Source organism: Pseudomonas sp. P1.8 (assembly GCF_001269805.1).
GTDB lineage: Bacteria > Pseudomonadota > Gammaproteobacteria > Pseudomonadales > Pseudomonadaceae > Aquipseudomonas.
On sequence record NZ_LHVM01000001.1, the window covers coordinates 13,734 to 34,923 of the forward strand.

At 59.5% G+C, this 21,190-nt stretch carries 22 protein-coding genes; 13 read left to right on the forward strand and 9 right to left on the reverse strand.

Annotated elements, in window-relative coordinates; all coding sequences use genetic code 11:
* Nucleotides 1–201 precede the first annotated feature (201 nt).
* Together AD668_RS00070 and AD668_RS00075 are read left to right on the forward strand one after the other, a co-directional pair.
* The gene (locus AD668_RS00070) at nucleotides 202–933 is read left to right on the forward strand and encodes a carbonic anhydrase (RefSeq protein ID WP_053152822.1); all 732 of its coding nucleotides are present in this window, start codon (nucleotides 202–204) and stop codon (nucleotides 931–933) included.
* A gap of 90 nt (nucleotides 934–1,023) precedes the next feature.
* Nucleotides 1,024–2,550, forward strand: a complete 1,527-nt coding sequence (locus AD668_RS00075) for a SulP family inorganic anion transporter (protein WP_053152825.1) — start codon at nucleotides 1,024–1,026, stop codon at nucleotides 2,548–2,550.
* A gap of 119 nt (nucleotides 2,551–2,669) precedes the next feature.
* On the opposite strand, the gene AD668_RS00080 is transcribed toward AD668_RS00075, so the two are convergent.
* Nucleotides 2,670–3,320 (reverse strand): hypothetical protein, encoded by a 651-nt coding sequence (locus AD668_RS00080; RefSeq protein ID WP_053152828.1) that lies wholly within the window; start codon nucleotides 3,318–3,320, stop codon nucleotides 2,670–2,672.
* 369 nt (nucleotides 3,321–3,689) lie between these two features.
* On the opposite strand from AD668_RS00080, the gene coxB reads away from it, so the two are divergent.
* From coxB to AD668_RS00100, 4 genes are all read left to right on the forward strand, one after another.
* Entirely contained in the window at nucleotides 3,690–4,817 is a 1,128-nt protein-coding gene (gene coxB, locus AD668_RS00085; RefSeq protein WP_053152831.1) for a cytochrome c oxidase subunit II, read from the forward strand.
* 82 nt (nucleotides 4,818–4,899) lie between these two features.
* Nucleotides 4,900–6,486, forward strand: a complete 1,587-nt coding sequence (gene ctaD, locus AD668_RS00090) for a cytochrome c oxidase subunit I (protein WP_010465663.1) — start codon at nucleotides 4,900–4,902, stop codon at nucleotides 6,484–6,486.
* 138 nt (nucleotides 6,487–6,624) lie between these two features.
* Complete coding sequence (locus AD668_RS00095; protein ID WP_053152834.1) at nucleotides 6,625–7,176, forward strand: cytochrome c oxidase assembly protein; 552 nt, start codon at nucleotides 6,625–6,627, stop codon at nucleotides 7,174–7,176.
* Between the two features lie 25 nt (nucleotides 7,177–7,201).
* Nucleotides 7,202–8,089, forward strand: coding sequence for a cytochrome c oxidase subunit 3 (locus tag AD668_RS00100; RefSeq protein ID WP_053152837.1), 888 nt, complete (start codon nucleotides 7,202–7,204; stop codon nucleotides 8,087–8,089).
* A gap of 5 nt (nucleotides 8,090–8,094) precedes the next feature.
* On the opposite strand, the gene AD668_RS00105 is transcribed toward AD668_RS00100, so the two are convergent.
* Nucleotides 8,095–8,298 (reverse strand): twin transmembrane helix small protein, encoded by a 204-nt coding sequence (locus tag AD668_RS00105; protein ID WP_053152840.1) that lies wholly within the window; start codon nucleotides 8,296–8,298, stop codon nucleotides 8,095–8,097.
* Nucleotides 8,299–8,370: 72 nt separating this feature from the next.
* Between AD668_RS00105 and AD668_RS00110 the strand changes: the two genes are divergently transcribed.
* The 5 genes from AD668_RS00110 to AD668_RS00130 are packed head-to-tail and all read left to right on the forward strand — an operon-like array spanning nucleotide 8,371 to nucleotide 12,273.
* Nucleotides 8,371–9,111, forward strand: a complete 741-nt coding sequence (locus tag AD668_RS00110; RefSeq protein ID WP_053152842.1) for an SURF1 family protein — start codon at nucleotides 8,371–8,373, stop codon at nucleotides 9,109–9,111.
* Entirely contained in the window at nucleotides 9,077–9,670 is a 594-nt protein-coding gene (locus AD668_RS00115; protein WP_053153003.1) for a hypothetical protein, read from the forward strand. The genes AD668_RS00110 and AD668_RS00115 overlap by 35 nt, the downstream gene beginning before the upstream one ends.
* 10 nt (nucleotides 9,671–9,680) lie before the next feature.
* Entirely contained in the window at nucleotides 9,681–10,754 is a 1,074-nt protein-coding gene (locus AD668_RS00120; RefSeq protein WP_053152845.1) for a heme A synthase, read from the forward strand.
* Nucleotides 10,742–11,641 carry a heme o synthase gene (gene cyoE / locus AD668_RS00125; RefSeq protein ID WP_053152848.1) on the forward strand — a complete coding sequence of 300 codons (900 nt, stop codon included), beginning with the start codon at nucleotides 10,742–10,744 and terminating at the stop codon, nucleotides 11,639–11,641. The genes AD668_RS00120 and cyoE overlap by 13 nt, the downstream gene beginning before the upstream one ends.
* Nucleotides 11,638–12,273, forward strand: coding sequence for an SCO family protein (locus tag AD668_RS00130; protein ID WP_053152851.1), 636 nt, complete (start codon nucleotides 11,638–11,640; stop codon nucleotides 12,271–12,273). The genes cyoE and AD668_RS00130 overlap by 4 nt, the downstream gene beginning before the upstream one ends.
* A gap of 141 nt (nucleotides 12,274–12,414) precedes the next feature.
* Here AD668_RS00130 and AD668_RS00135 read toward each other — a convergent pair whose 3' ends face one another.
* From AD668_RS00135 to AD668_RS00145, 3 genes are all read right to left on the reverse strand, one after another.
* Nucleotides 12,415–13,185, reverse strand: a complete 771-nt coding sequence (locus AD668_RS00135) for a MetQ/NlpA family ABC transporter substrate-binding protein (RefSeq protein WP_053152854.1) — start codon at nucleotides 13,183–13,185, stop codon at nucleotides 12,415–12,417.
* A gap of 62 nt (nucleotides 13,186–13,247) precedes the next feature.
* Nucleotides 13,248–13,922: a methionine ABC transporter permease gene (locus AD668_RS00140; RefSeq protein WP_053152855.1), complete on the reverse strand. Its 675-nt coding sequence runs from the start codon at nucleotides 13,920–13,922 to the stop codon at nucleotides 13,248–13,250.
* Nucleotides 13,922–14,929, reverse strand: coding sequence for a methionine ABC transporter ATP-binding protein (locus tag AD668_RS00145; protein WP_053152858.1), 1,008 nt, complete (start codon nucleotides 14,927–14,929; stop codon nucleotides 13,922–13,924). Before AD668_RS00145 ends, AD668_RS00140 begins: the two co-directional genes overlap by 1 nt.
* Before the next feature lie 210 nt (nucleotides 14,930–15,139).
* Here AD668_RS00145 and katE point away from each other — a divergent pair, with 210 nt between their 5' ends.
* Nucleotides 15,140–17,278, forward strand: a complete 2,139-nt coding sequence (katE, locus tag AD668_RS00150; RefSeq protein ID WP_053152861.1) for a catalase HPII — start codon at nucleotides 15,140–15,142, stop codon at nucleotides 17,276–17,278.
* Nucleotides 17,279–17,339: 61 nt separating this feature from the next.
* Here the strand turns inward: katE and AD668_RS00155 are convergent, their stop codons facing one another.
* Genes AD668_RS00155 through zur form a run of 4 tightly spaced genes read right to left on the reverse strand, consistent with a single transcriptional unit; the run spans nucleotide 17,340 to nucleotide 20,142 of the window.
* Nucleotides 17,340–18,056, reverse strand: coding sequence for a PA5502 family lipoprotein (locus tag AD668_RS00155; RefSeq protein WP_053152864.1), 717 nt, complete (start codon nucleotides 18,054–18,056; stop codon nucleotides 17,340–17,342).
* Between the two features lie 37 nt (nucleotides 18,057–18,093).
* Nucleotides 18,094–18,882: a zinc ABC transporter permease subunit ZnuB gene (znuB, locus tag AD668_RS00160; RefSeq protein WP_053152867.1), complete on the reverse strand. Its 789-nt coding sequence runs from the start codon at nucleotides 18,880–18,882 to the stop codon at nucleotides 18,094–18,096.
* Nucleotides 18,875–19,660: a zinc ABC transporter ATP-binding protein ZnuC gene (gene znuC / locus AD668_RS00165; protein WP_053152870.1), complete on the reverse strand. Its 786-nt coding sequence runs from the start codon at nucleotides 19,658–19,660 to the stop codon at nucleotides 18,875–18,877. The genes znuB and znuC overlap by 8 nt, the downstream gene beginning before the upstream one ends.
* Nucleotides 19,660–20,142, reverse strand: coding sequence for a zinc uptake transcriptional repressor Zur (gene zur, locus AD668_RS00170; RefSeq protein WP_053152872.1), 483 nt, complete (start codon nucleotides 20,140–20,142; stop codon nucleotides 19,660–19,662). The genes znuC and zur overlap by 1 nt, the downstream gene beginning before the upstream one ends.
* Before the next feature lie 66 nt (nucleotides 20,143–20,208).
* Between zur and AD668_RS00175 the strand changes: the two genes are divergently transcribed.
* Entirely contained in the window at nucleotides 20,209–21,129 is a 921-nt protein-coding gene (locus AD668_RS00175; protein ID WP_053153006.1) for a zinc ABC transporter substrate-binding protein, read from the forward strand.
* Nucleotides 21,130–21,190 lie beyond the last annotated feature (61 nt).

Genomic DNA, 21,190 nt, shown 5'->3' on the forward strand with positions numbered 1-21,190 from the left:
ATTAAGCTGGTCACGTTTTTTGTGACCTGGAACACGCATTCCAGAGCGGTTTATTCAGTTTGAGTTAAGATTCGGCCGCTACCTTGTTCATCGAGTGACTGACGGGTCGAGGTGTTTCGACCTGGATGTTTTTTACACAGGCACTGGCTTCAGACCGGACAACACGGGAAGATTCCATGACTCCGATAAAGAGGATGAATCATGAGTGACAAGGATAAACAGCCGTTGGCTGCGTCGGCGTCCGCCGAACCTGAGGCGGAAACCGCCGATGCAGCGCTGCAGCATATCGTTGAAGGCTTTTTGCATTTTCATCATGAGATCTTTCCCCAGCAGGAAGAACTCTTCAAGAAACTCGCCACGGCTCAGCGGCCGCGCGCGATGTTCATTGCTTGCGCCGACTCGCGCATCGTTCCGGAATTGATCACCCAAAGTGCCCCCGGCGACCTGTTCGTGACCCGTAATGTGGGCAATGTTGTGCCGCCCTACGGGCAAATGAACGGTGGTGTTTCCACCGCTATCGAGTACGCGGTGCTGGCGCTTGGCGTGCATCACATCATCATTTGTGGGCATTCCGATTGCGGCGCGATGCGCGCGGTCCTCAACCCCCAGAGCCTGGAAAAAATGCCCACGGTCAAAGCCTGGCTGCGGCATGCCGAAGTGGCGAAGACCATGGTCCAGGACAACTGCCACTGCGCTAACGAAAGCGAAAGTATGCACATCCTCACCGAAGAGAATGTCATCGCCCAATTACAGCACCTGCGCACGCATCCGTCGGTGGCCTCGCGCATGGCCAATGGTCAGTTGTTTATCCACGGTTGGGTCTACAACATCGAAACCAGCGAAATCAAAGCCTACGATGCCGATCAAGGTTGTTTCCTGCCGCTCAATGGCAGCCTGCCGATTCCCGTGGCGACGCCCAAAGCGCGCTTCTAAATCCTCCTAAATCCTTGTGTGGTTTAGCCGAGGCTGCCGATCAGGCAGCCCGGCTTTGCCATGCCTGAAGAAAACTTCGGGAGAGTCACCATGCGTGCTGCTCAACTCAAAGCTGTTCTGCCACGGGAGCTGCTGGCTTCGGTGGTTGTGTTTCTGGTCGCCCTGCCCTTGTGCATGGGCATCGCGATTGCCTCGGGATTGCCGCCAGCCAAAGGCCTGATCACTGGCATCATCGGCGGATTGGTGGTCGGCTGGCTGGCGGGTTCGCCGCTGCAAGTCAGCGGTCCGGCGGCGGGTCTGGCGGTTCTGGTGTTCGAGCTGGTGCGCCAGCACGGTATCGCCATGCTCGGGCCGATTCTGTTGCTCGCCGGTTTTCTTCAATTGGTGGCCGGTCGTTTAAAGCTGGGCTGCTGGTTCCGCGTAACGGCGCCTGCGGTGGTGTACGGCATGCTGGCCGGGATTGGTGTGTTAATCGTTCTGTCTCAGGTACACGTGATGCTGGATGCCGTGCCCAAACCCTCGGGCCTGGAGAATCTGGCCGGTTTCCCGCAAGCGCTGGCACAGGCATTGCCGACACTGGGCTGGCAAGCCGGATTACTCGGGTTGTCGACGATTGCCGTGATGTGGCTGTGGGAAAAATTCCGCCCGCAATCCCTGCGTTTTGTTCCGGGTGCGCTACTGGGTGTCGGCCTGGCAACCCTTGCCAGTCTGGTGTTGGCATTGCAGGTCAAACGGGTCGAGGTGCCGGCCAATCTGACGGAAGCCATCGACTGGTTGAAGCCGGCGGACTTGCTCAACCTGGCTGATCCGACCTTGTTGGTCGCCGCGATTGCCGTGGCCTTCATCGCCAGCGCCGAGACGCTGCTCTCGGCTGCAGCGGTTGATCGCATGCACAGCGGTCAGCGCTCTGACTTCGACCGGGAGTTGTCTGCTCAGGGAATCGGCAACATGCTGTGCGGCTTGCTCGGGGCGTTGCCGATGACCGGCGTTATCGTGCGCAGTTCGGCCAACGTGCAGGCGGGCGCCACAACCCGCTTCTCGACCATATTCCACGGGTTGTGGTTACTGGCGTTCGTGCTGTTGCTGTCCAGCGTGCTGCAGAGCATTCCGGTGGCGAGCCTGGCGGGCGTGTTGGTGTACACCGGTTTCAAGCTGGTAGACCTCAAGGTCTTTCGGGGGTTGGGCCGCTATGGGCGGGCGCCGATGTTCACCTATGCGGCTACCGCCCTCGCCATCGTACTTACGGACTTGCTCACGGGTGTTTTGATTGGCTTCGGCCTGACGCTGGTGAAGTTGGCATTAAAGGCTTCGCGCTTGAAAATCAGCTTGATCGACCTGCCTAAGCAAGGGGAAATGGAACTGCGTCTGGTGGGCGCGGCAACCTTTCTCAAAGTGCCGGCGCTGACCCAGGTGCTGGGCAGCATCCCTGCGGGTACGACGGTGCATGTGCCGCTCAATAACCTGAGCTACATCGATCACTCGTGTCTGGAGTTGCTGGAGGAATGGGGACGGGCGAACTCGGCAAAGGGGTCGAAACTGTTGATTGAGTCGCGGGGATTGAAGCGCAGGCTTGAAGGCAGGGTTCGTACCACCACCGGCATCGGCGCTGCTGGCTAAAAAACAATGCAGGAGCGAGCTTGTTCGCGATGGTGGCGGATCACTCAACGTTGATGTTGAATGACATGGCCTCATCGCGAGCAAGTTCGCTCCTGCAGGGGGTTGTGGTTACCGGTTGATCAAGCCGCCGGCTGATCCAGTTCCAGGCCTACACCCAGACGACGGCCCATGCACGGCCAGCGTTTCCACGCGGCGCCGGTGTCCGGGCTGGCGAGTTTCTCGCGATAGGTTTCCACCGATTCCAGCGCGAAGCTTTCGTCGTCGAGCATCTCGTCGATGGCGTGGTGCACCACTTCATCCAGTTGGTTGGCGAACGACTCACCGATCAATTGGTGAGCAATCAGGTTGGCGACAGTCATGTCCAGGGGGATCAGTGGCTGGCCGAGATGCTTGATGTACAGGTCGTTGACCTCTTCGACAAAACGGTGCGCCAGATAGGCTTCGTCCAGCAAACTGTCCAGCCCGACGTGGCCGATCATGATGTCGGGCGGTTGAACGAAGTACTGTTCGGCGATTTTCAGCACCGGTTTGATCTGTGACTCAATGCCCGCTTCCCTGGCGACTTCATTGGCTGCATCCAGCAGATCAGGCACTTCTTCAATGTAGGCGGCGACAAATCGGGTCAGCACGCCGTTGGTATCGGTTTGCGGCAGTTGGATTGCCGGGTGCAGATGAGGCAGTTTGCTTTCCAGCTGACGTGTCAGCAGGCCGGTCTCGGCTTCGTGTTGTTGGGCTTTTTGGATCTGCTCGCGCAATGCGGCGGTGTTCATGAAAACTCCAGGGAACAAGGCAATGAAATAGGGAAGACATAACTTAGCTGGCTTACGAAAAATGCTAAGACGCATTTGTCATAATTATTTCATCCTTGAGACGGCCCCGTTATATCGGTTTGCCACCACTCGTCTGCATCCTTCTCCATTCGTGGCCTGCAAAGCAAGTTAATGCTGTTTCAGATCATTTACGCCTTCACGTTGCGAGGTCGAAGGTGCTGGCTATACTCGGGTTGGAATGGAGTTAGCTGATGACGCCCGACTGCATATGCAGCAAGGCCCGGTGCTCAAGTTCGTAGTCTGATGCAGCCGCTCCCTTGCCGCAGGTGAAAGCCGGCGGGATAACAAGAACGATAAGGGGAACCCGCAATGATGCGACATCCACATGTCTGGATGGGCCTCCTGTTGTGGTCGATTTTCAGTCAGGCGCAAGCGGCCTGGACTGTGAATATGGCGCCTGGAGCGACTGAAATCAGTCACGCTGTGTTTGACCTGCACATGACCATTTTCTGGATCTGTGTGGTGATCGGCATCATCGTCTTTGGTGCCATGTTCTGGTCGATGATCCTCCACCGCCGCTCAACCGGGCAGGTGGCCGCCAAATTTCATGAAAGCACCACCGTCGAAATCCTCTGGACCATCGTGCCCTTCCTGATCCTGGTGGCGATGGCAATTCCTGCTACCGCGACCCTGATCAAGATGTACGACGCCAGTGAGCCGGAGATTGATATCCAGGTCACCGGTTACCAGTGGAAGTGGCACTACAAATATCTGGGCCAGGACGTCGAGTTCTTCAGCAACCTGGCCACTCCCGCCGATCAGATTCACAACAAGGAAGCCAAGGGCGAGCATTACTTGCTTGAGGTCGACAAACCCCTGGTGTTGCCGGTCGGCGCCAAGGTGCGCTTCCTGGTGACCTCTGCCGATGTGATCCACTCCTGGTGGGTGCCGGCCTTTGCCGTCAAGCGCGACGCGATCCCTGGGTTCGTCAACGAAGCCTGGACTCGCATCGACAAGCCCGGCATCTACCGTGGCCAGTGTGCTGAGTTGTGCGGCAAGGATCACGGCTTCATGCCGACTGTGGTCGAGGTCAAGGAAAAGGCCGATTACGAAAAATGGCTGGCCGAACGCAAGGCTGAAGCCGCGCAACTCAAAGAGCTGACCAGCAAGGAATGGACCCTCGACGAGCTCAAAGAACGCGGCGACAAGGTCTACCACACCACCTGCGTGGCCTGTCACCAGGCCGAAGGTCAGGGCCTGCCGCCAATGTTCCCGGCACTCAAGGGCTCGAAAATCGCCACAGGACCGAAAGACGCTCACCTGGGCATTGTCTTCCATGGCAAGCCTGGCACAGCGATGGCGGCATTCGGCAAACAGCTCTCGGAAGTCGATATCGCAGCGGTCGTGACCTATGAACGCAACGCCTGGGGCAACAACAAGGGCGACATGGTCACGCCTAAAGAAGTGCTGGAGCTGAAACAGGCGGAAAGCAAATGACCCAGTCTATTGCGCATATAAGGAACCGGTCGGGGCAGAGCGCCCCGGCCTGCCCCGCCCCTCTCTTTGCAGGAGACAAACCATGAGCGCCGTCATCGATGACCATGGTCATGCCGACCACGCCCACGGCCCCGCCAAAGGCCTGATGCGTTGGGTGCTGACCACCAACCACAAGGACATCGGTACGCTGTACCTGTGGTTTGCGTTCTCCATGTTCCTGCTGGGTGGGTCGTTCGCGATGGTGATTCGCGCCGAGCTGTTCCAGCCAGGGCTGCAAATCGTCCAGCCTGAATTCTTCAACCAGATGACCACCATGCACGGTCTGGTGATGGTCTTCGGTGCGGTGATGCCGGCCTTCGTCGGCCTCGCCAACTGGATGATCCCGCTGATGATCGGTGCGCCGGACATGGCGCTGCCGCGCATGAACAACTTCAGTTTCTGGCTATTGCCGGCGGCGTTCATCCTGCTGGTCTCGACCCTGTTCACCCCCGGTGGCGGACCGAACTTCGGCTGGACGTTCTACGCACCGTTGTCGACGACGTATGCGCCGGAAAGCGTGACCTTCTTCATCTTCGCCATCCACTTGATGGGGATCAGTTCGATCATGGGCGCGATCAACGTGATCGCCACCATCCTCAACTTGCGCGCCCCCGGCATGACGCTGATGAAAATGCCGCTGTTCGTCTGGACTTGGCTGATCACTGCGTTCTTGCTGATCGCGGTAATGCCGGTGCTGGCCGGGTGCGTGACGATGATGCTGATGGACATCCACTTCGGCACCAGCTTCTTCAGTGCCGCCGGTGGCGGTGATCCGGTGTTGTTCCAGCATGTGTTCTGGTTCTTCGGTCACCCTGAGGTGTACATCATGATTCTGCCGGCCTTCGGCGCCGTCAGCTCGATCATCCCGACCTTCTCGCGCAAACCGCTGTTCGGCTACACCTCGATGGTCTACGCCACCGCGAGCATCGCGTTCCTGTCGTTCATCGTCTGGGCGCACCATATGTTCGTGGTCGGCATACCGCTAGTGGGCGAACTGTTCTTCATGTACGCCACGCTGCTGATCGCGGTGCCCACGGGTGTGAAGGTGTTCAACTGGGCCAGCACCATGTGGCAAGGCTCGCTGACCTTCGAGACGCCGATGCTGTTTGCGGTGGCGTTCGTGATCCTGTTTTCCATCGGCGGGTTCTCCGGGTTGATGCTGGCCATCGCCCCGGCGGACTTCCAGTACCAGGACACCTACTTCGTGGTTGCGCACTTCCACTATGTATTGGTGCCGGGAGCGATCTTCGGGATTTTCGCCTCGGCCTACTACTGGTTGCCGAAGTGGACCGGCCACATGTACGACGAAACCCTCGGCAAGCTGCATTTCTGGCTGTCGTTCATCGGCATGAACATGGCTTTCTTCCCGATGCACTTTGTGGGGTTGGCGGGCATGCCTCGGCGGATTCCGGACTACAACCTGCAATTCGCCGATTTCAACATGGTGTCGTCGATCGGCGCATTCATGTTCGGTGCCACGCAGATCTTCTTCCTGTTCATCGTGATCAAGACCATTCGCGGCGGCCCGCCTGCACCGGCCAAACCATGGGATGGGGCTGAGGGCCTGGAGTGGAGCATCCCGTCACCAGCGCCGTATCACACCTTCACCACGCCGCCGGAAGTGAAATGAACACGGTCTTCCCTGTAGGAGCGAGCCTGCTCGCGATGGTTGTCAGAACGCACGCTGGAAGCCTGACACCCCGCGGTGGTTTCAGGTTCTTCGCGAGCAGGCTCGCTCCTACAGGGGCTCCGGTGGAGTCAAAAAATCATGGCTGATTCGATTTCGATGAAGAAGCTGGTCTCGCGCCTGTTGCTGGTGGTGGTGGCGATGTTTGTATTCGGATTCGCCCTGGTGCCGATCTACGACGTGATGTGCAGGGCATTCGGCATTAACGGCAAGACCGCGGGGCAGTATGAGGGTGAGCAAACGGTCGACACCTCGCGCCAGGTGCGTGTGCAGTTTCTGTCGACCAACACCGCCGACATGCCATGGGACTTTTACCCAAAACATGACGAATTGACCGCGAACCCGGGGGCAGTGAACGAGATGATCTTCATCGCCCACAACCCCACCGATAAACCGATGAGCGCCCAGGCTGTGCCGAGCATCGCGCCCAGCAACGCGGCGGCGTATTTCCACAAGACCGAATGTTTCTGCTTTACCCAGCAAGTGCTGCAGCCCGGCCAACGGATCGAGATGCCGGTACGTTTCATCGTTGACCGTGACATGCCCAAGGATGTGAAGCACCTGACGCTGTCCTACACGCTGTTCGATATCACCGCCCGACATCCACCGGTAGCTGTAAACACTGGCGGCTGAGCGTGCCCGATAAGGAGAACAATAAATGGCAACTCATGAACATTATTACGTCCCGGCCCAGAGCAAATGGCCGATCATCGCCACGGTCGGGATGTTCGTCACGGTGTTTGGTCTGGCCACCTGGTTCAATGATCTGAAGGCAGCACGTCCGGAATCGCACGGCCCTCTGATCTTTTTCATTGGCGGGCTGTTGGTGGCTTACATGCTGTTCGGCTGGTTCGGCACGGTGATCAAGGAAAGTCGCGGCGGCTTGTACAGTGCGCAGATGGATCGCTCGTTCCGCTGGGGCATGAGCTGGTTCATCTTCTCGGAGGTGATGTTCTTCATCGCCTTCTTCGGGGCGCTGTTTTATGTGCGTCACATTTCCGGGCCGGCGCTCGGTGGTGAAGGCGCCAAAGGCATGGCCCATATGCTGTGGCCGAACTTCCAGTTCACCTGGCCGCTGCTGAACAACCCCGACTCGAAACTGTTTCCACCACCCAAGGACGTCATCAGCCCTTGGGGCCTGCCGTTGCTCAACACGGTGCTGCTGGTGAGTTCCAGCGTTACGGTGACCATCGCCCACCATGCCTTGAAGAAAGGCCATCGCGGCGCGCTGAAAATCTGGCTGGCGATCACGGTGCTGCTCGGCTGCGCGTTCCTCGGCTTTCAGGCTGAAGAATATATCCACGCCTACCACGAGCTGGGCCTGACTCTGGGCTCCGGCATCTACGGCGCGACCTTCTTTATGCTCACCGGGTTCCACGGTGCACACGTGACCATCGGCACCATCATCCTGTTCGTGATGCTGATGCGGATCATGCGCGGGCACTTTGACAACGAGCACCAGTTCGCTTTCGAGGCGGCGAGTTGGTATTGGCACTTTGTGGACGTGGTGTGGATCGGGCTGTTTGTTTTTGTCTACGTGCTCTAAACCTTTTACCAAGGCACGTGGGAGACCAGTTGGCCGCTGAAAAAACCCCAAGTGATCAGACCGAGGGTCAGGGCGGCCAGCGTCACTCGCACACTCAAGGCAATGACGAGGCGGTTTGAGCTGCTGTCGTCCTTGACCAGAAAAAACAGGCCGCTGAACAGGCTGACAACCGTGGCAATCAGCATCAGGACGATGGCTGCTTTGAGCATGGTGAGACTCCGGGGGGGACAAGCGATGCACTTGAGTATAGCTATCGCACCGACCGATTTGCGGGCGACGCCATGAAGCGTTTCCGGCCGGGCGTCGTGCCGACAGTGGTCGTGGCGCTGTTGCTGCCGCTGTTGGTGTCCCTGGGGTTCTGGCAGTTGAGCCGGGGCGCGGAGAAAAGCGCACTGCTGCAAAACTACGCCGAGCGCCGGGCTGCCGAACCGGTGGCCAGCACCGAATTGCAACACACTCAGGATCCGGCGTTCCGCCGGTTTCATCTGCAGGGCGAATTCGACGCTGCGCACAGCGTGCTGCTGGACAATCGCCAGCGCGACGGCAAGGTCGGGGTCGAGTTACTGCAACCGTTCCAGGATCACGCGACCGGGCTCTGGCTGCTGATCAATCGTGGCTGGCTGCCCTGGCCGGACCGGCGCACCCCGCCGCAATTCACTACACCCACACAAGCCCTGAACCTCGACGTCTGGGTCTACGTTTCCCCGGGTGCCACCTTCCAGCTACATGCCGACCCCGATAGCGACACCTGGCCGCAACTGGTGACAGCGGTGGGTCCGGCCAGGCTCTGGGATGCGCTCAATCGCGAAGGGTTTGCCTACGAGTTACGCGCCGAAACCGGCCCCGCGACCTATCAGGTCGATTGGCCGGTAGTGGCCATGGGGCCGGAAAAACACATCGCCTATGCCGTGCAGTGGTTCGCCATGTCGATCGCCCTGTTCGGTCTCTATCTTTATCTCGGCTGGCACAACGCAAAGGAGAAACACCATGGGAGCGGCCATGAATCCACCCAGCATGTCTGAGTCAAAACCGTCGGTGAACCGACGCAAGGGCCGCTGGCAGTTGTTGTTGATACTGCTCGGAGTGATCGGGCCGATGATCCTCGCCACCGGCATGTACAAATTGCAGTTCTGGGTGCCCGAGGGCCGTAGTTACCACGGCGAACTGATTGGCAACGGCCAGACCCGTGCCGACATTGGCGTACCGGCGGCGGAGGATCGTTGGCAGATGCTGGTGACGGCGCCCAAGGATTGCGCGGTGGACTGCCAACAATTGGTATATCTGGCGCGGCAGGTTCAGATCGGCCTCAGTCGCGACGCGTCTCGCGCCAGCCATGCCCTGGCCGCCGCGCAACCGCTGAGCGCCGAATACGACGCCAAGCTGCAACGCGAATATCCACAGTTGCAACGTTATCCACTGGACCTGACCACCTTCAGTCGCACCACCGGCGACCAGACCGTACCGCAACTGTGGATCATCGACCCCCACGGCAATCTGGTGCTGCGCTACGACCCGTCGGTGAAGGGCAAAGATCTGCTCAACGACCTGCGCCACCTGCTGAAACTGTCGAACATCGGATAAGGGCATCGTCATGGCCAAACCTGGATTTCGCCTCGCGCTGTTTGCCACCTTGCTGGCACTGATTGTGGTGTTGCTCGGCGCCTACACTCGCCTGACCCACGCCGGCCTCGGCTGCCCGGACTGGCCAGGCTGCTACGGCTTTATCAGCGTGCCGAAAAGCGAAGCCCAGCTGGCCCATGCCGAACTGCACTTTCCGGACGCACCGGTCGAAGCCCACAAGGGCTGGAACGAGATGATTCACCGCTACTTCGCCGGCACCCTGGGGATGTTGATCGCGGTGCTGGCCGGTCGCGCCTGGGTGCATCGCCGCCATCCGGGGCAACCGGTGAAGTTACCATTGTTCCTGCTGGGGGTGGTGATCGCCCAAGCCGCGTTCGGTATGTGGACGGTGACGCTCAAGCTCTGGCCGCAAGTGGTCACCGGGCATTTGCTCGGCGGTTTTGCGACCTTGAGCCTGTTGTTTCTTCTGACCTTGCGCCTGTCCGGTGTATTGCCGGCGCTGACAGTGCCGCGTCGCTTGCAGCACTGGGCGACGGCGGGGCTGGTGCTGGTGATCGGGCAAATTGCCCTCGGTGGCTGGGTCAGTTCCAACTACGCCGCCGTGGCCTGCATCGACTTCCCGACGTGCCACGGCCAGTGGATGCCGGCGGCGGACTTCGCTAACGGCTTTCACCTGACCCAGCACATCGGTCCGAATTACCTTGGCGGGCAACTGGACAGCGATGCCCGTACCGCGATCCACCTGACTCACCGCATCGGCGCTCTGCTGGTGACTTTGGTATTGCTCGGCCTTGCGTGGCAACTCAAAGCGGTCGGTATGACGCGTTTGGCAGGCCTGGTACTGATCGCCCTCGCCAGCCAAATCACCCTGGGCATCAGCAACGTGCTGTTCCATTTGCCATTGCCGGTGGCCGTTGCGCACAACGCGGGTGGTGCGGCGTTGTTGCTGACCATGGTGCTGGTCAATTATCACGCCCGGACCAGCCTGGTCCGGGTCAAGCAGCAGGCACGCTGGCGCTTCAGCCCGCGTAAACACACGGCCGGACCTATAACAATAAAAGGAGAGATGCCATGGCGACTCTGATCGGCGAACGTCCCAGTCAGGCGATTTGGCGCGACTACCTGGAGCTGACCAAACCCAAGGTTGTGGTGCTGATGCTCATCACTTCGCTGGTGGGGATGTTCCTCGCGACCCGCGCCGGGGTGCCGTGGACGGTGCTGATTTTCGGCAACCTGGGCATCGCCCTGTGCGCTGGCGGCGCGGCGGCGGTCAATCACGTGGTGGACAGACGCATCGACGCGATCATGGCGCGCACCCATAAACGGCCTTTGGCCGAAGGCCGGGTCTCGCCGACGGCGGCGCTGACCTTCGCGCTGGTGCTGGCCGCCCTCGGGCAAGCCATGCTGCTGGCCTTCACCAACCCGCTGACCGCGTGGTTGACCCTTGCTTCGCTGCTCGGCTACGCGGTGATCTACACCGGGTTCCTGAAACGTGCGACCCCGCAGAACATCGTCATCGGCGGCCTCGCCGGTGCCGCGCCACCGCTGCTTGGCTGGACTGCGGCCACCGGTCATGTCAGTGCCGAACCGCTGCTGCTGGTGCTGATCATCTTCGCCTGGACGCCCCCGCATTTCTGGGCGCTGGCGATTCATCGCAAAGAGGAATACGCCAAGGCCGACATCCCGATGCTGCCGGTCACCCATGGCGAGCACTACACCAAGGTCCATATCCTGCTTTACACCTTTGCCTTGCTCGCCGTCAGCCTGATGCCGTATGTGATCCACATGAGCGGCACGCTCTATCTCGTGTGTGCGCTCGGGTTGGGTGCGCGATTTCTGCAATGGGCCGTGGTGTTGTACCGTGGCACTCGGCCGCACGCGGCGATCAACACGTTCAAGTACTCTATTTATTACTTGTTCCTGCTGTTCATCGCCCTGCTCGTAGATCACTACTTAATGTTGAACCTATGACTCGAACCCAGAAAACCGTCTTCATCCTTGTGGCCCTGATCGCACTGGTCCTGGGCCTGACCATCAACAAAGTGCTCTCCGGCAAGGGCCAGGGCGACCCGACGGCACTGATCGACGCCGGCATCATTCTGCTGCCGCAAAGCCGTAGCCTTCCGGACGTGACGATGACCAACCAGGATGGGCAACCGGTCACGATCAACGAGTTGAAAGGTAAGTGGACCCTGGTGTTCTTCGGCTACACCTTCTGTCCGGACATCTGCCCGACAACCCTGGCGCAGTTGCGGCAGATCAAGAGCGAGTTGCCGCCCGAAGCTGTGGATAAGTTGCAAATCGTTCTGGTCAGTGTCGACCCCAACCGAGATACGCCCAAGCAGCTCAAGCAGTACCTGGGCTACTTCGACCCGCAATTCATCGGCCTGACTCCTACCTCGATCGAGGAGCTGCAAAAAGTCGCCAATTCGCTGAGCATTCCGTTCATCCCGGCCGATACCAGCAAACCGAACTACACCGTCGACCACAGCGGCAACCTCGCCGTGATCGGACCGGACGGCACGCAGCGCGGGTTTATTCGGGCGCCGTTGAATAATGTGAAACTGGTGGCGCAGTTGCCGGTGATGCTCAAACGTAACTAGCACACGACCCTTGTAGGAGCCGGCTTGCTGGCGCTGGCGCCCGTGAATCGCAATCGCCAGCAAGCCGGCTCCTACGGAGCCCGAATTCCAGGCATAAAAAAAGGAGCTCCGAGGAGCTCCTTTTTTCATTTCAGCAATAGATCAGAACGCCGGCACGACCGCGCCTTTGTACTTCTCGAGAATGAAGGCTTTCACTTCCGGGCTGTGCAGGGCAGCCACCAGCTTCTTCATCGCGTCGCTGTCCTTGTCGTCCGGACGGGCCACGAGGATGTTCACGTACGGCGAATCGCTGCCTTCGATGAACAGTGCGTCCTTGGCTGGATCAAGCTTGGCTTCCAGCGCGTAGTTGGTGTTGATCAGCGCCAGGTCGACCTGAGTCAGCACGCGCGGGATGGTCGCGGCTTCCAGTTCGCGGAACTTGAGGTTTTTAGGATTCGCGGTGATGTCCTTGACGGTCGACAGGATGTTGTTCGCATCCTTCAACTGGATCACACCGGCCTTTTGCAGCAGCAACAGCGCACGGCCGCCGTTGGTAGCGTCGTTCGGGATCACTACGGTGGCGGTGCTTGGCAGCTCTTCCAGTGTTTTGTATTTGCTGGAGTAAGCGCCCAGGGGTTCAAGGTGTACACCAGCCACGGAAACCAGGCTGGTGCCCTTGGCCTTGTTGAACTCATCCAGGTACGGCTGGTGCTGGAAGAAGTTGGCGTCCAGACGCTTTTCCGCAACCTGTACGTTCGGCTGGATGTAGTCGGTGAAGACTTTGACCTTCAGGTCCACGCCTTCTTTGGCCAGGGTCGGCTTCACGAATTCGAGGATCTCGGCGTGCGGCACTGGCGTGGCCGCGACGGTCAGGGTTTCAGCGTGAGCAGAGAACGCGGCAACGGCCGCGAAGGCCACGAGTAGTTTTTTCATTCAGCTAACTCCTTGTGCGGCGCCGGTTTCCGGCGCCTGCCAGCGAATGGCCGGCTCATGTCTTATTTACGGGAGAAATGCACAACCAGTTTGTCGCCAACGGTTTGCAGGACCTGGACCAGTACCAGCAGCAACACCACTGTCACGACCATCACATCGGTCTGGAAACGCTGGTATCCGAAGCGGATCGCCAGGTCACCCAAACCACCGGCACCCACGACACCGGCCATCGCCGTGTAGGAAACCAGTGTAATTGCTGTCACCGTAATCGCTGCGAAAATCCCCGGGCGAGCTTCCGGCAGCAACGCATTGGTGATGATCTGCCGCGTGGTCGCGCCCATGGCCTGGGTCGCTTCGATAATGCCGCGGTCCACTTCACGCAGGGCGGTTTCCACCAGACGTGCAAAGAACGGCGTGGCACCGACCACCAGTGGCGGGATCGCACCGGCAACACCCAGGGAGGTGCCGGTGATCAACACGGTGAACGGAATCATCACGATCAACAGGATGATAAAAGGCAGCGACCGCAGGATGTTCACCACCAGCGACAACATCGCGTAGACACCTCTGGCTTCCAGCAACTGGCGCGGGCTGCACAGGAACAGCAGAACGCCCAGCGGCAAGCCGAGCAACACGGTGAACAGTAGCGAACCGCCGAGCATCAGCATCGTGTCGCCGGTGGCCAGCCAGATTTCGAACCAGTCGATATTGGCGAAGAAACTCGTCAGGGCTTCCATTAGCGCAGCACCTCCATGTGGACGTCGGCTGCGGTGAAACGGGCGAAGGCCGCTTCCATGTCACCACCGGTCACGGCCAGGGTCAGTTGCCCGTAAGGGATGTCTTTGATGCGGTCGATGCGACCGGCGAGGATGCTGTAGTCCACACCCGTTTCGCGGGCGACCGTACCCAGCAGCGGCGCGTAGGTCGCTTCGCCCTGGAACGTCAGACGCACGATGCGGCCCGGCACATGAGCGAAGTCGTCACGCTGTTCGCTTTCGTCGATCTGCTCGTCTTCCTGCACGAAGCGCTTGGTCGTCGGATGCTTGGGATGCAGGAACACTTCGGCCACCGAACCTTGCTCGACGATCACGCCGGCATCCATCACCGCCACTTGATCGCAAACGCGACGGATCACGTCCATTTCGTGGGTGATCAGGACGATGGTCAGCTTCAGCTCGCGGTTGATCTCGGCCAGCAATTGCAGGACCGATGCCGTTGTTTGCGGGTCGAGGGCGCTGGTGGCTTCATCGCACAGCAGGATTTTCGGCTTGGTCGCCAAGGCACGGGCAATGCCCACACGCTGTTTTTGCCCACCGGACAGTTGCGCCGGGTATTTTTTGGCGTGATCGGACAAACCGACCCGCGCCAGCAATTCGGCCACGCGCGAGTCGATCTCGCTGCGCGACAGTTCGCCGGCCAGGGTCAGCGGCAGCGCCACGTTGTCGGCAACAGTCTTGGAAGCCAGCAGGTTGAAGTGCTGGAAAATCATCCCGACCTGCTGACGGAAGCGGCGCAGGCCGTTGGCGTCGAGGGCGGTGACTTCTTCACCGTCGACGATGATCTTGCCGCCGCTGGCGTTTTCCAGGCGATTGATCAGACGCAGCAGGGTACTTTTTCCTGCGCCGGAATGACCGATCAAGCCGTAAACCTGCCCGTTCTCAATCGTCAGACTGGTCGGATGCAGGGCGGGAATTTCCTTACCGGCGACGCGGTAGGTTTTGTGGACGTTTTGAAACTCGATCACGTAGCGAACCTTGTGGGGCGCGTTAGAAAAGGATCAGCGGATAGCCGGGCGCGCATTTTAGCCTGTCCGTATAGAGGTTCTTAGCATTTATTTCGCATTTGTCCTGTCATTTGGCAATAACGCGATCAAAGGTCAGAAAAAAGGAACGGCTAAAGACACCCGTCAGTCACTACTTAGGTCACTGCAATCCGCCCGAGGAGTTCAAGCCTGATGAGTACCAAGAAGCCTGCCGTCACCAAGAGCGCAATGGCCGGGACCGATACCCCGGACCGCAATAACACCAACACCAAGTTGGATAGCCTGGAAAGTTTCCGCTCCGACGCCACCGCGCAAGCCTTGCGCACCAACCAGGGCGTGAAAGTGGCGGACAACCAGAACACCCTGAAGGCCGGAGCGCGCGGGCCGTCACTGCTGGAAGATTTCATCATGCGTGAAAAGATCACGCATTTTGACCATGAACGCATTCCCGAGCGCATCGTTCACGCTCGCGGTACGGGTGCCCATGGTTTTTTCCAGAGTTACGAAAACCATTCGGTGCTGACCAAAGCCGGTTTCCTACAGGATCCGTCGAAGAAAACACCGGTGTTCGTGCGCTTTTCCACAGTGCAAGGTCCTCGAGGCTCCGGCGATACTGTTCGGGACGTAAGAGGGTTCGCCGTTAAATTCTTCACCGATGAAGGCAATTTCGATCTGGTCGGCAACAACATGCCGGTGTTCTTTATCCAGGATGCGATCAAGTTTCCCGACTTCGTGCACGCGGTAAAACCTGAGCCTCACAACGAAATGCCCACCGGTGGCTCGGCCCACGACACCTTCTGGGACTTTGTTTCCCTGGTGCCGGAGTCGGCACACATGGTGATGTGGGCAATGTCTGACCGGGCGATCCCGAAAAGCCTGCGTAGCATGCAGGGCTTCGGTGTACACACCTTTCGCCTGATCAATGCCGAAGGCAAATCACGCTTCGTCAAATTCCATTGGCGCCCTACGGCTGGCACTTGTTCATTGGTGTGGGACGAAGCGCAAAAGCTTGCGGGCAAGGACACCGACTATCATCGTCGTGATCTCTGGGAATCGATTGAGACCGGTGATTATCCTGAGTGGGAATTGGGCGTTCAGGTGGTGGAGGAGGAAAACGAGCACGCCTTCGATTTCGACATTCTCGACCCGACCAAACTCATTCCTGAAGAAATCGTACCGATTACCCCCCTGGGCAAAATGGTTCTAAACCGCAACCCGGACAACTTCTTCGCCGAAACCGAACAGGTCGCCTTCTGCCCTGGGCATATTGTGCCGGGGATTGATTTCTCCAACGACCCCTTACTGCAAGGCCGGTTGTTTTCCTACACCGATACGCAAATCAGCCGACTCGGTGGGCCGAATTTTCACGAAATCCCGATCAATCGTCCGGTTGCGCCATTCCACAACGGACAGCGGGACGCGCAACACCGCACCACCATCGACAAGGGGCGCGCTTCCTATGAGCCGAACTCCATCGACGGCGGCTGGCCGAAGGAAGCCCCGCCAGCAGCTCAGGACGGCGGTTTCGAGAGCTATCCGGAGCGCATCGACGCGAACAAGATTCGCCAGCGCAGCGAGTCGTTCAGTGATCATTTCTCCCAGGCTCGCCTGTTTTTCCACAGCATGAGCAAGCATGAGCAGGAGCACATCATCTCGGCCTACAGCTTTGAATTAGGGAAAGTCGAGCGGGAAACCATTCGTGCACGGGAAGTGAATGAGATTCTGGCCAACATTGATCTGGAACTGGCCAAACGTGTGGCGCAGAACCTGGGATTGCCAGCGCCGACGGCGGGAACGGTCGAGGTACCAAAAATCTCACTGGATCACTCTCCCGCCCTGAGTCAGGTAAACCTGCTGCCGGAGAACATCAAGACCCGCAAGGTCGCGATTTTGGCGGCCAATGGTGTCGATGGCGCGGCCATTGATGCGATGAAGAAAGCGCTGGAAGCCGAGGGCGCTCATTCCAAACTGCTTGGGCCAACGTCTGCACCGGTGACGACAGTCGATGGCAAAGCGTTGCCCGTGGATGCGTCCATGGAAGGTTTGCCTTCGGTAGCGTTCGATGCGGTGTTCGTGCCTGGAGGCGCGGCGTCGATCAAGGCGTTGAGTACGGATGGCGTGGCGCTGCACTACGTGCTCGAAGCCTACAAACACCTCAAGGCCATTGCCTTGCACGGCGAAGCGAAGCAGTTACTGGACGTGTTGAAACTGGAGGCTGATGCGGGATTGATCGTCGGCACCGATGCGAAGTTGGCCCAGGCGTTTTTTGCCGCAATCGGGCAGCATCGGGTATGGGATCGGGAGGCGAAGGCCAAAGCGATTCCGGCCTGAGGCAAAAGATCGCAGCCTGCGGCAGCTCCTACGCAGGAGCTGCCGCAGGCGATCTTTTCTTTTACGGTTTGCGCGGACTCAAAACCATCTGCGCCGGCACGCTACGCAAAATCTGCCGCTCAAGCTTCAGATCAAATTCCGGATCGAGCTTCGTCACGCGCTTGGTCAGCAAGGTCGACAGCCATGGATAGTCGTCAGTACGCGGCGCCTGAATGCTCACATCACACTGATAATTCACCACATCGGCGGCGATCGCATCCATTTGGCGACGCAGTTTGGCAATATCGTTGATGTTCAGTGCAACCGTGGTGCTTTCAGCGGTTGGATCGATGACTTTGGCTTTTGGCATTGCTTCAGCGGCTTTCAGGGCGGCTTCGGCTTTTTCCAGTTCAGCCTTGCGAGCTTCAGCAATAGGGCCGTTTACCCCACCGGTCAGCGCCGGCGCTTTGGGCATCAAGGCGCGAGCACGAGCCAGCGCGGTGGCGGCTGCATTGACATCACCCTTTTGCAGCACGATCTGGCTGCGCAACAGATAGGCTTCAGCCAGTTGCCGCTGGTACTGCTCAAGGGATTGATCGTTTGGCGATTCGGCCTGCAAGGCAGCCAATTGATCTTCGGCGGTGGCCAACTCGTTGCTGGCCAGGCTTTGTTCGAGTTGCGCGATGGCCGTGGCCCGCGCATCGGAGGCCTGGGTGGCTGCCGGGGGCGTGCTTTGACAGGCTCCCAGCAGCACAGAAAATGCGACAAGGAGCAGATAACGGGAGGCGAACGACTTCATTCCTGCGACTCTCTATTTGCGCAAAAAACGAGCAAGTCTACACCCCTCGGCGGGGCAGAACAAAACTCAGCAGAAATAGCGCGGCGGCCGCCACCACAATCGACGGTCCGGCCGGTGTGTCCTTGAACCAGGATAGCGCCAGCCCGCCACACACAGCGAGTATGCCCAGCAGACTCGCGCCCAGTGCCATCTGTTCCGGTGAGCGGGCGTGACGTTGTGCCGCCGCCGCCGGGATGATCAGCAACGAAGTGATCAGTAACACGCCGACGATTTTCATCGCCACGGCAATCACTACGGCGATCAGCAACATCAGCGCCATGCGCAGCCCCGCTACCGGCAACCCTTCAACCCTGGCCAGCTCCTCATGCACGGTGATCGCCAGCAACGGTCGCCACAACGTTACCAGTAACGCCAGCACCGCCGCGCTGCCGCCGAGGATCCAGGCCAGGTCGGTCGGGCTGATCGCCAGCAGGTCGCCGAACAGATAGGCCATCAGGTCGATCCGCACTTCGTGCATGAAGCTTAGTACCACCAGCCCCAGAGAGAGCGTGCTGGGTGCGAGAATTCCTAAAAGCGTGTCGGACGCCAGTGGCTGGCGCTGTTGCAAGGTTACCAGCAGCACCGCCAACAGCAGGCAGCCTACGGTCACGGCAACGGTCGGGCTGACATCCAGCAGAAAGCCCAGCGCCACACCCAGCAATGCCGCATGGGACAGGGTGTCGCCGAAATAGGCCATGCGCCGCCAGACCACGAAAGACCCCAGCGGGCCTGCAACGACGGCCAGGGCCAGGCCTGCAAGCAGGGCGTAGAGCAGAAAATCAGCCATGCTTGCAGCTATCTCCGTGAACATGGGGTTGGCCCGATGCGGGCGCCTTGACCACAGAGCCGTGCAGATCGTGGGCGTGGTCGTGATGGTGGTGATAAATCGCCAGGCTTTGTGCGTTTTTTCCGAAAAGCTCGACGAAAGCCGGATCGCCTGAGACTTGCTCGGGATGGCCGGAGCAGCAGACGTGGCGATTCAGGCAGACCACTTGGTCGGTGGTGCTCATCACCAGGTGCAGATCGTGAGAAACCATCAGCACGCCGCAACCGTGACGGTCACGCAGACGGGTGATCAAGCTATAGAGTTCGGCCTGGCCAGCCACGTCGACGCCTTGCACCGGTTCATCGAGCACCAGCAATTCCGGTTCACGCAACAAGGCGCGGGCCAGTAGCACGCGCTGCATCTCACCACCGGAAACGCTTTGCACCGGGCTGTCGATGACTTGCTCAGCGCCGACTTCCTTGAGCGCTGCCAACGCCATCGCACGGTCCACGCCCGGCACCAGACGCAAAAAGCGCAGCACCGACAGCGGCAACGTGGGGTCGACGTGAAGTTTCTGCGGCATGTAGCCAACGCGCAATTTCGGCTTGCGCCAAACGCTGCCGCTGTCGGGTTTCAACAACCCGAGCACCGCGCGCACCAGCGTGGTCTTGCCGGCGCCGTTCGGGCCGATCAGGGTGACGATTTGCCCTGGTTCGACGCTCAGTTCGATGTTATCCAGCACGGGCTGTCCGGCGAACCTGACGGTAACCTGCTCCAGGCGAATCAGCGCGTTGCTCATCAAGCCCCCTGGCAACCCGAGCAGAGACCGACCACTTCGACGGTCTGGCCTTCGACGACAAACCCGACATCTTTGGCGCTGGTGATGATCGCGTCGCTGATGGATAGCTGTTCGAGCTCGATGGCGGCGTGGCATTCACGGCAAATCAGGAACTGGCCCTGGTGAGCATGCCCCGGGTGATTGCAACCGATAAAGGCGTTGAGCGAAGCGATACGGTGGACCAGGCCGTTTTCCAGCAGGAAATCCAGCGCGCGGTACACGGTTGGCGGCGCGGCGCGGCGGCCGTCCTGTTCGCTGAGTACCGCGAGTATGTCGTACGCGCCCAATGGCTTATGGCTTTGCCACACCAGTTCCAGCACCCGCCGACGCAGCGCGGTCAGGCGCAGGCCTTGGCGCGCGCACAGGGCATCGGCCTCGGACAAAGCGCTGTGAACGCAATGAGAGTGGTCGTGGGGGCGGCTGGCAATCGGTGTTTTAGGCATGAGCGGCGACGAGGTTTGTGAGAGACGTTATTATGTTACCCGTTCTCGCCTCTTCGAGTGGTCATCGTGTCCCGACTTTTTTCTATCTTTGTCGCATTTATCGCAAGTTTTCTGCTGATCGGTCCGGCGCAAGCCGAGGTCAAGGTCCTCACCAGCATCAAGCCGCTCCAGCTGATCGCCGCTGCCGTACAGGATGGCGTGGCCATTCCTGAAGTCCTACTGCCCCCGGGCGCTTCCCCGCATAACTATGCCTTGCGCCCTTCCGACGTACGGAAGGTGCAATCGGTGGATCTGTTGTACTGGATTGGCCCGGACATGGAAGGTTTCCTGCCTCGCGTACTCAATGGCCGTACGCTGCCGAGCGTTGCCGTACAGGACCTTCCGGGGCTGAAACTTCGACATTTCGCCGAAGATAATCACTCCCACGCCGAAGAAGCCGACGAACATGACCACGATCATCGTCCAGGCAGCCTGGACGCGCACTTGTGGCTGTCTCCGGTCAACGCCCGGGTTATCGCCGGTAAAATGGCTGCCGACCTCAGCGTTGCCGATCCAGCCAATGCCACGCGCTATCAGAGCAACCTCAAGGCGTTCGATGAGCGTCTCGATGCGCTCGACCTTCGGCTGAAGACGCGTCTGGCCGGCATTGAGGGCAAACCCTACTTCGTGTTCCACGAAGCCTTCGACTACTTCGAAGACGCCTATGGCCTCAAGCACGCTGGTGTATTCAGTGTCGCTGCGGAAGTACAACCCGGTGCGCAGCACGTGGCGGCGATGCGCACACGACTGCAGGACGTCGGCAAAACTTGCGTATTCAGCGAGCCACCGTTGCGCCCACGTTTGGCGGAAACCCTGGTGGCAGGACTCCCAGTGAAACTGGCGGAGCTGGATGCATTGGGCGGGTACACGCCAGCGACCGCTCAGGGGTATGAGCAGGTGCTGGAGAAGTTGGGGAATGATTTGGCGGGGTGCCTGGAGTCGTTGTAACCCATAAAAAGATTGCAGCCCCTTGTAGGAGCCGGCTTGCTGGCGATGGACTCAAGGGCAC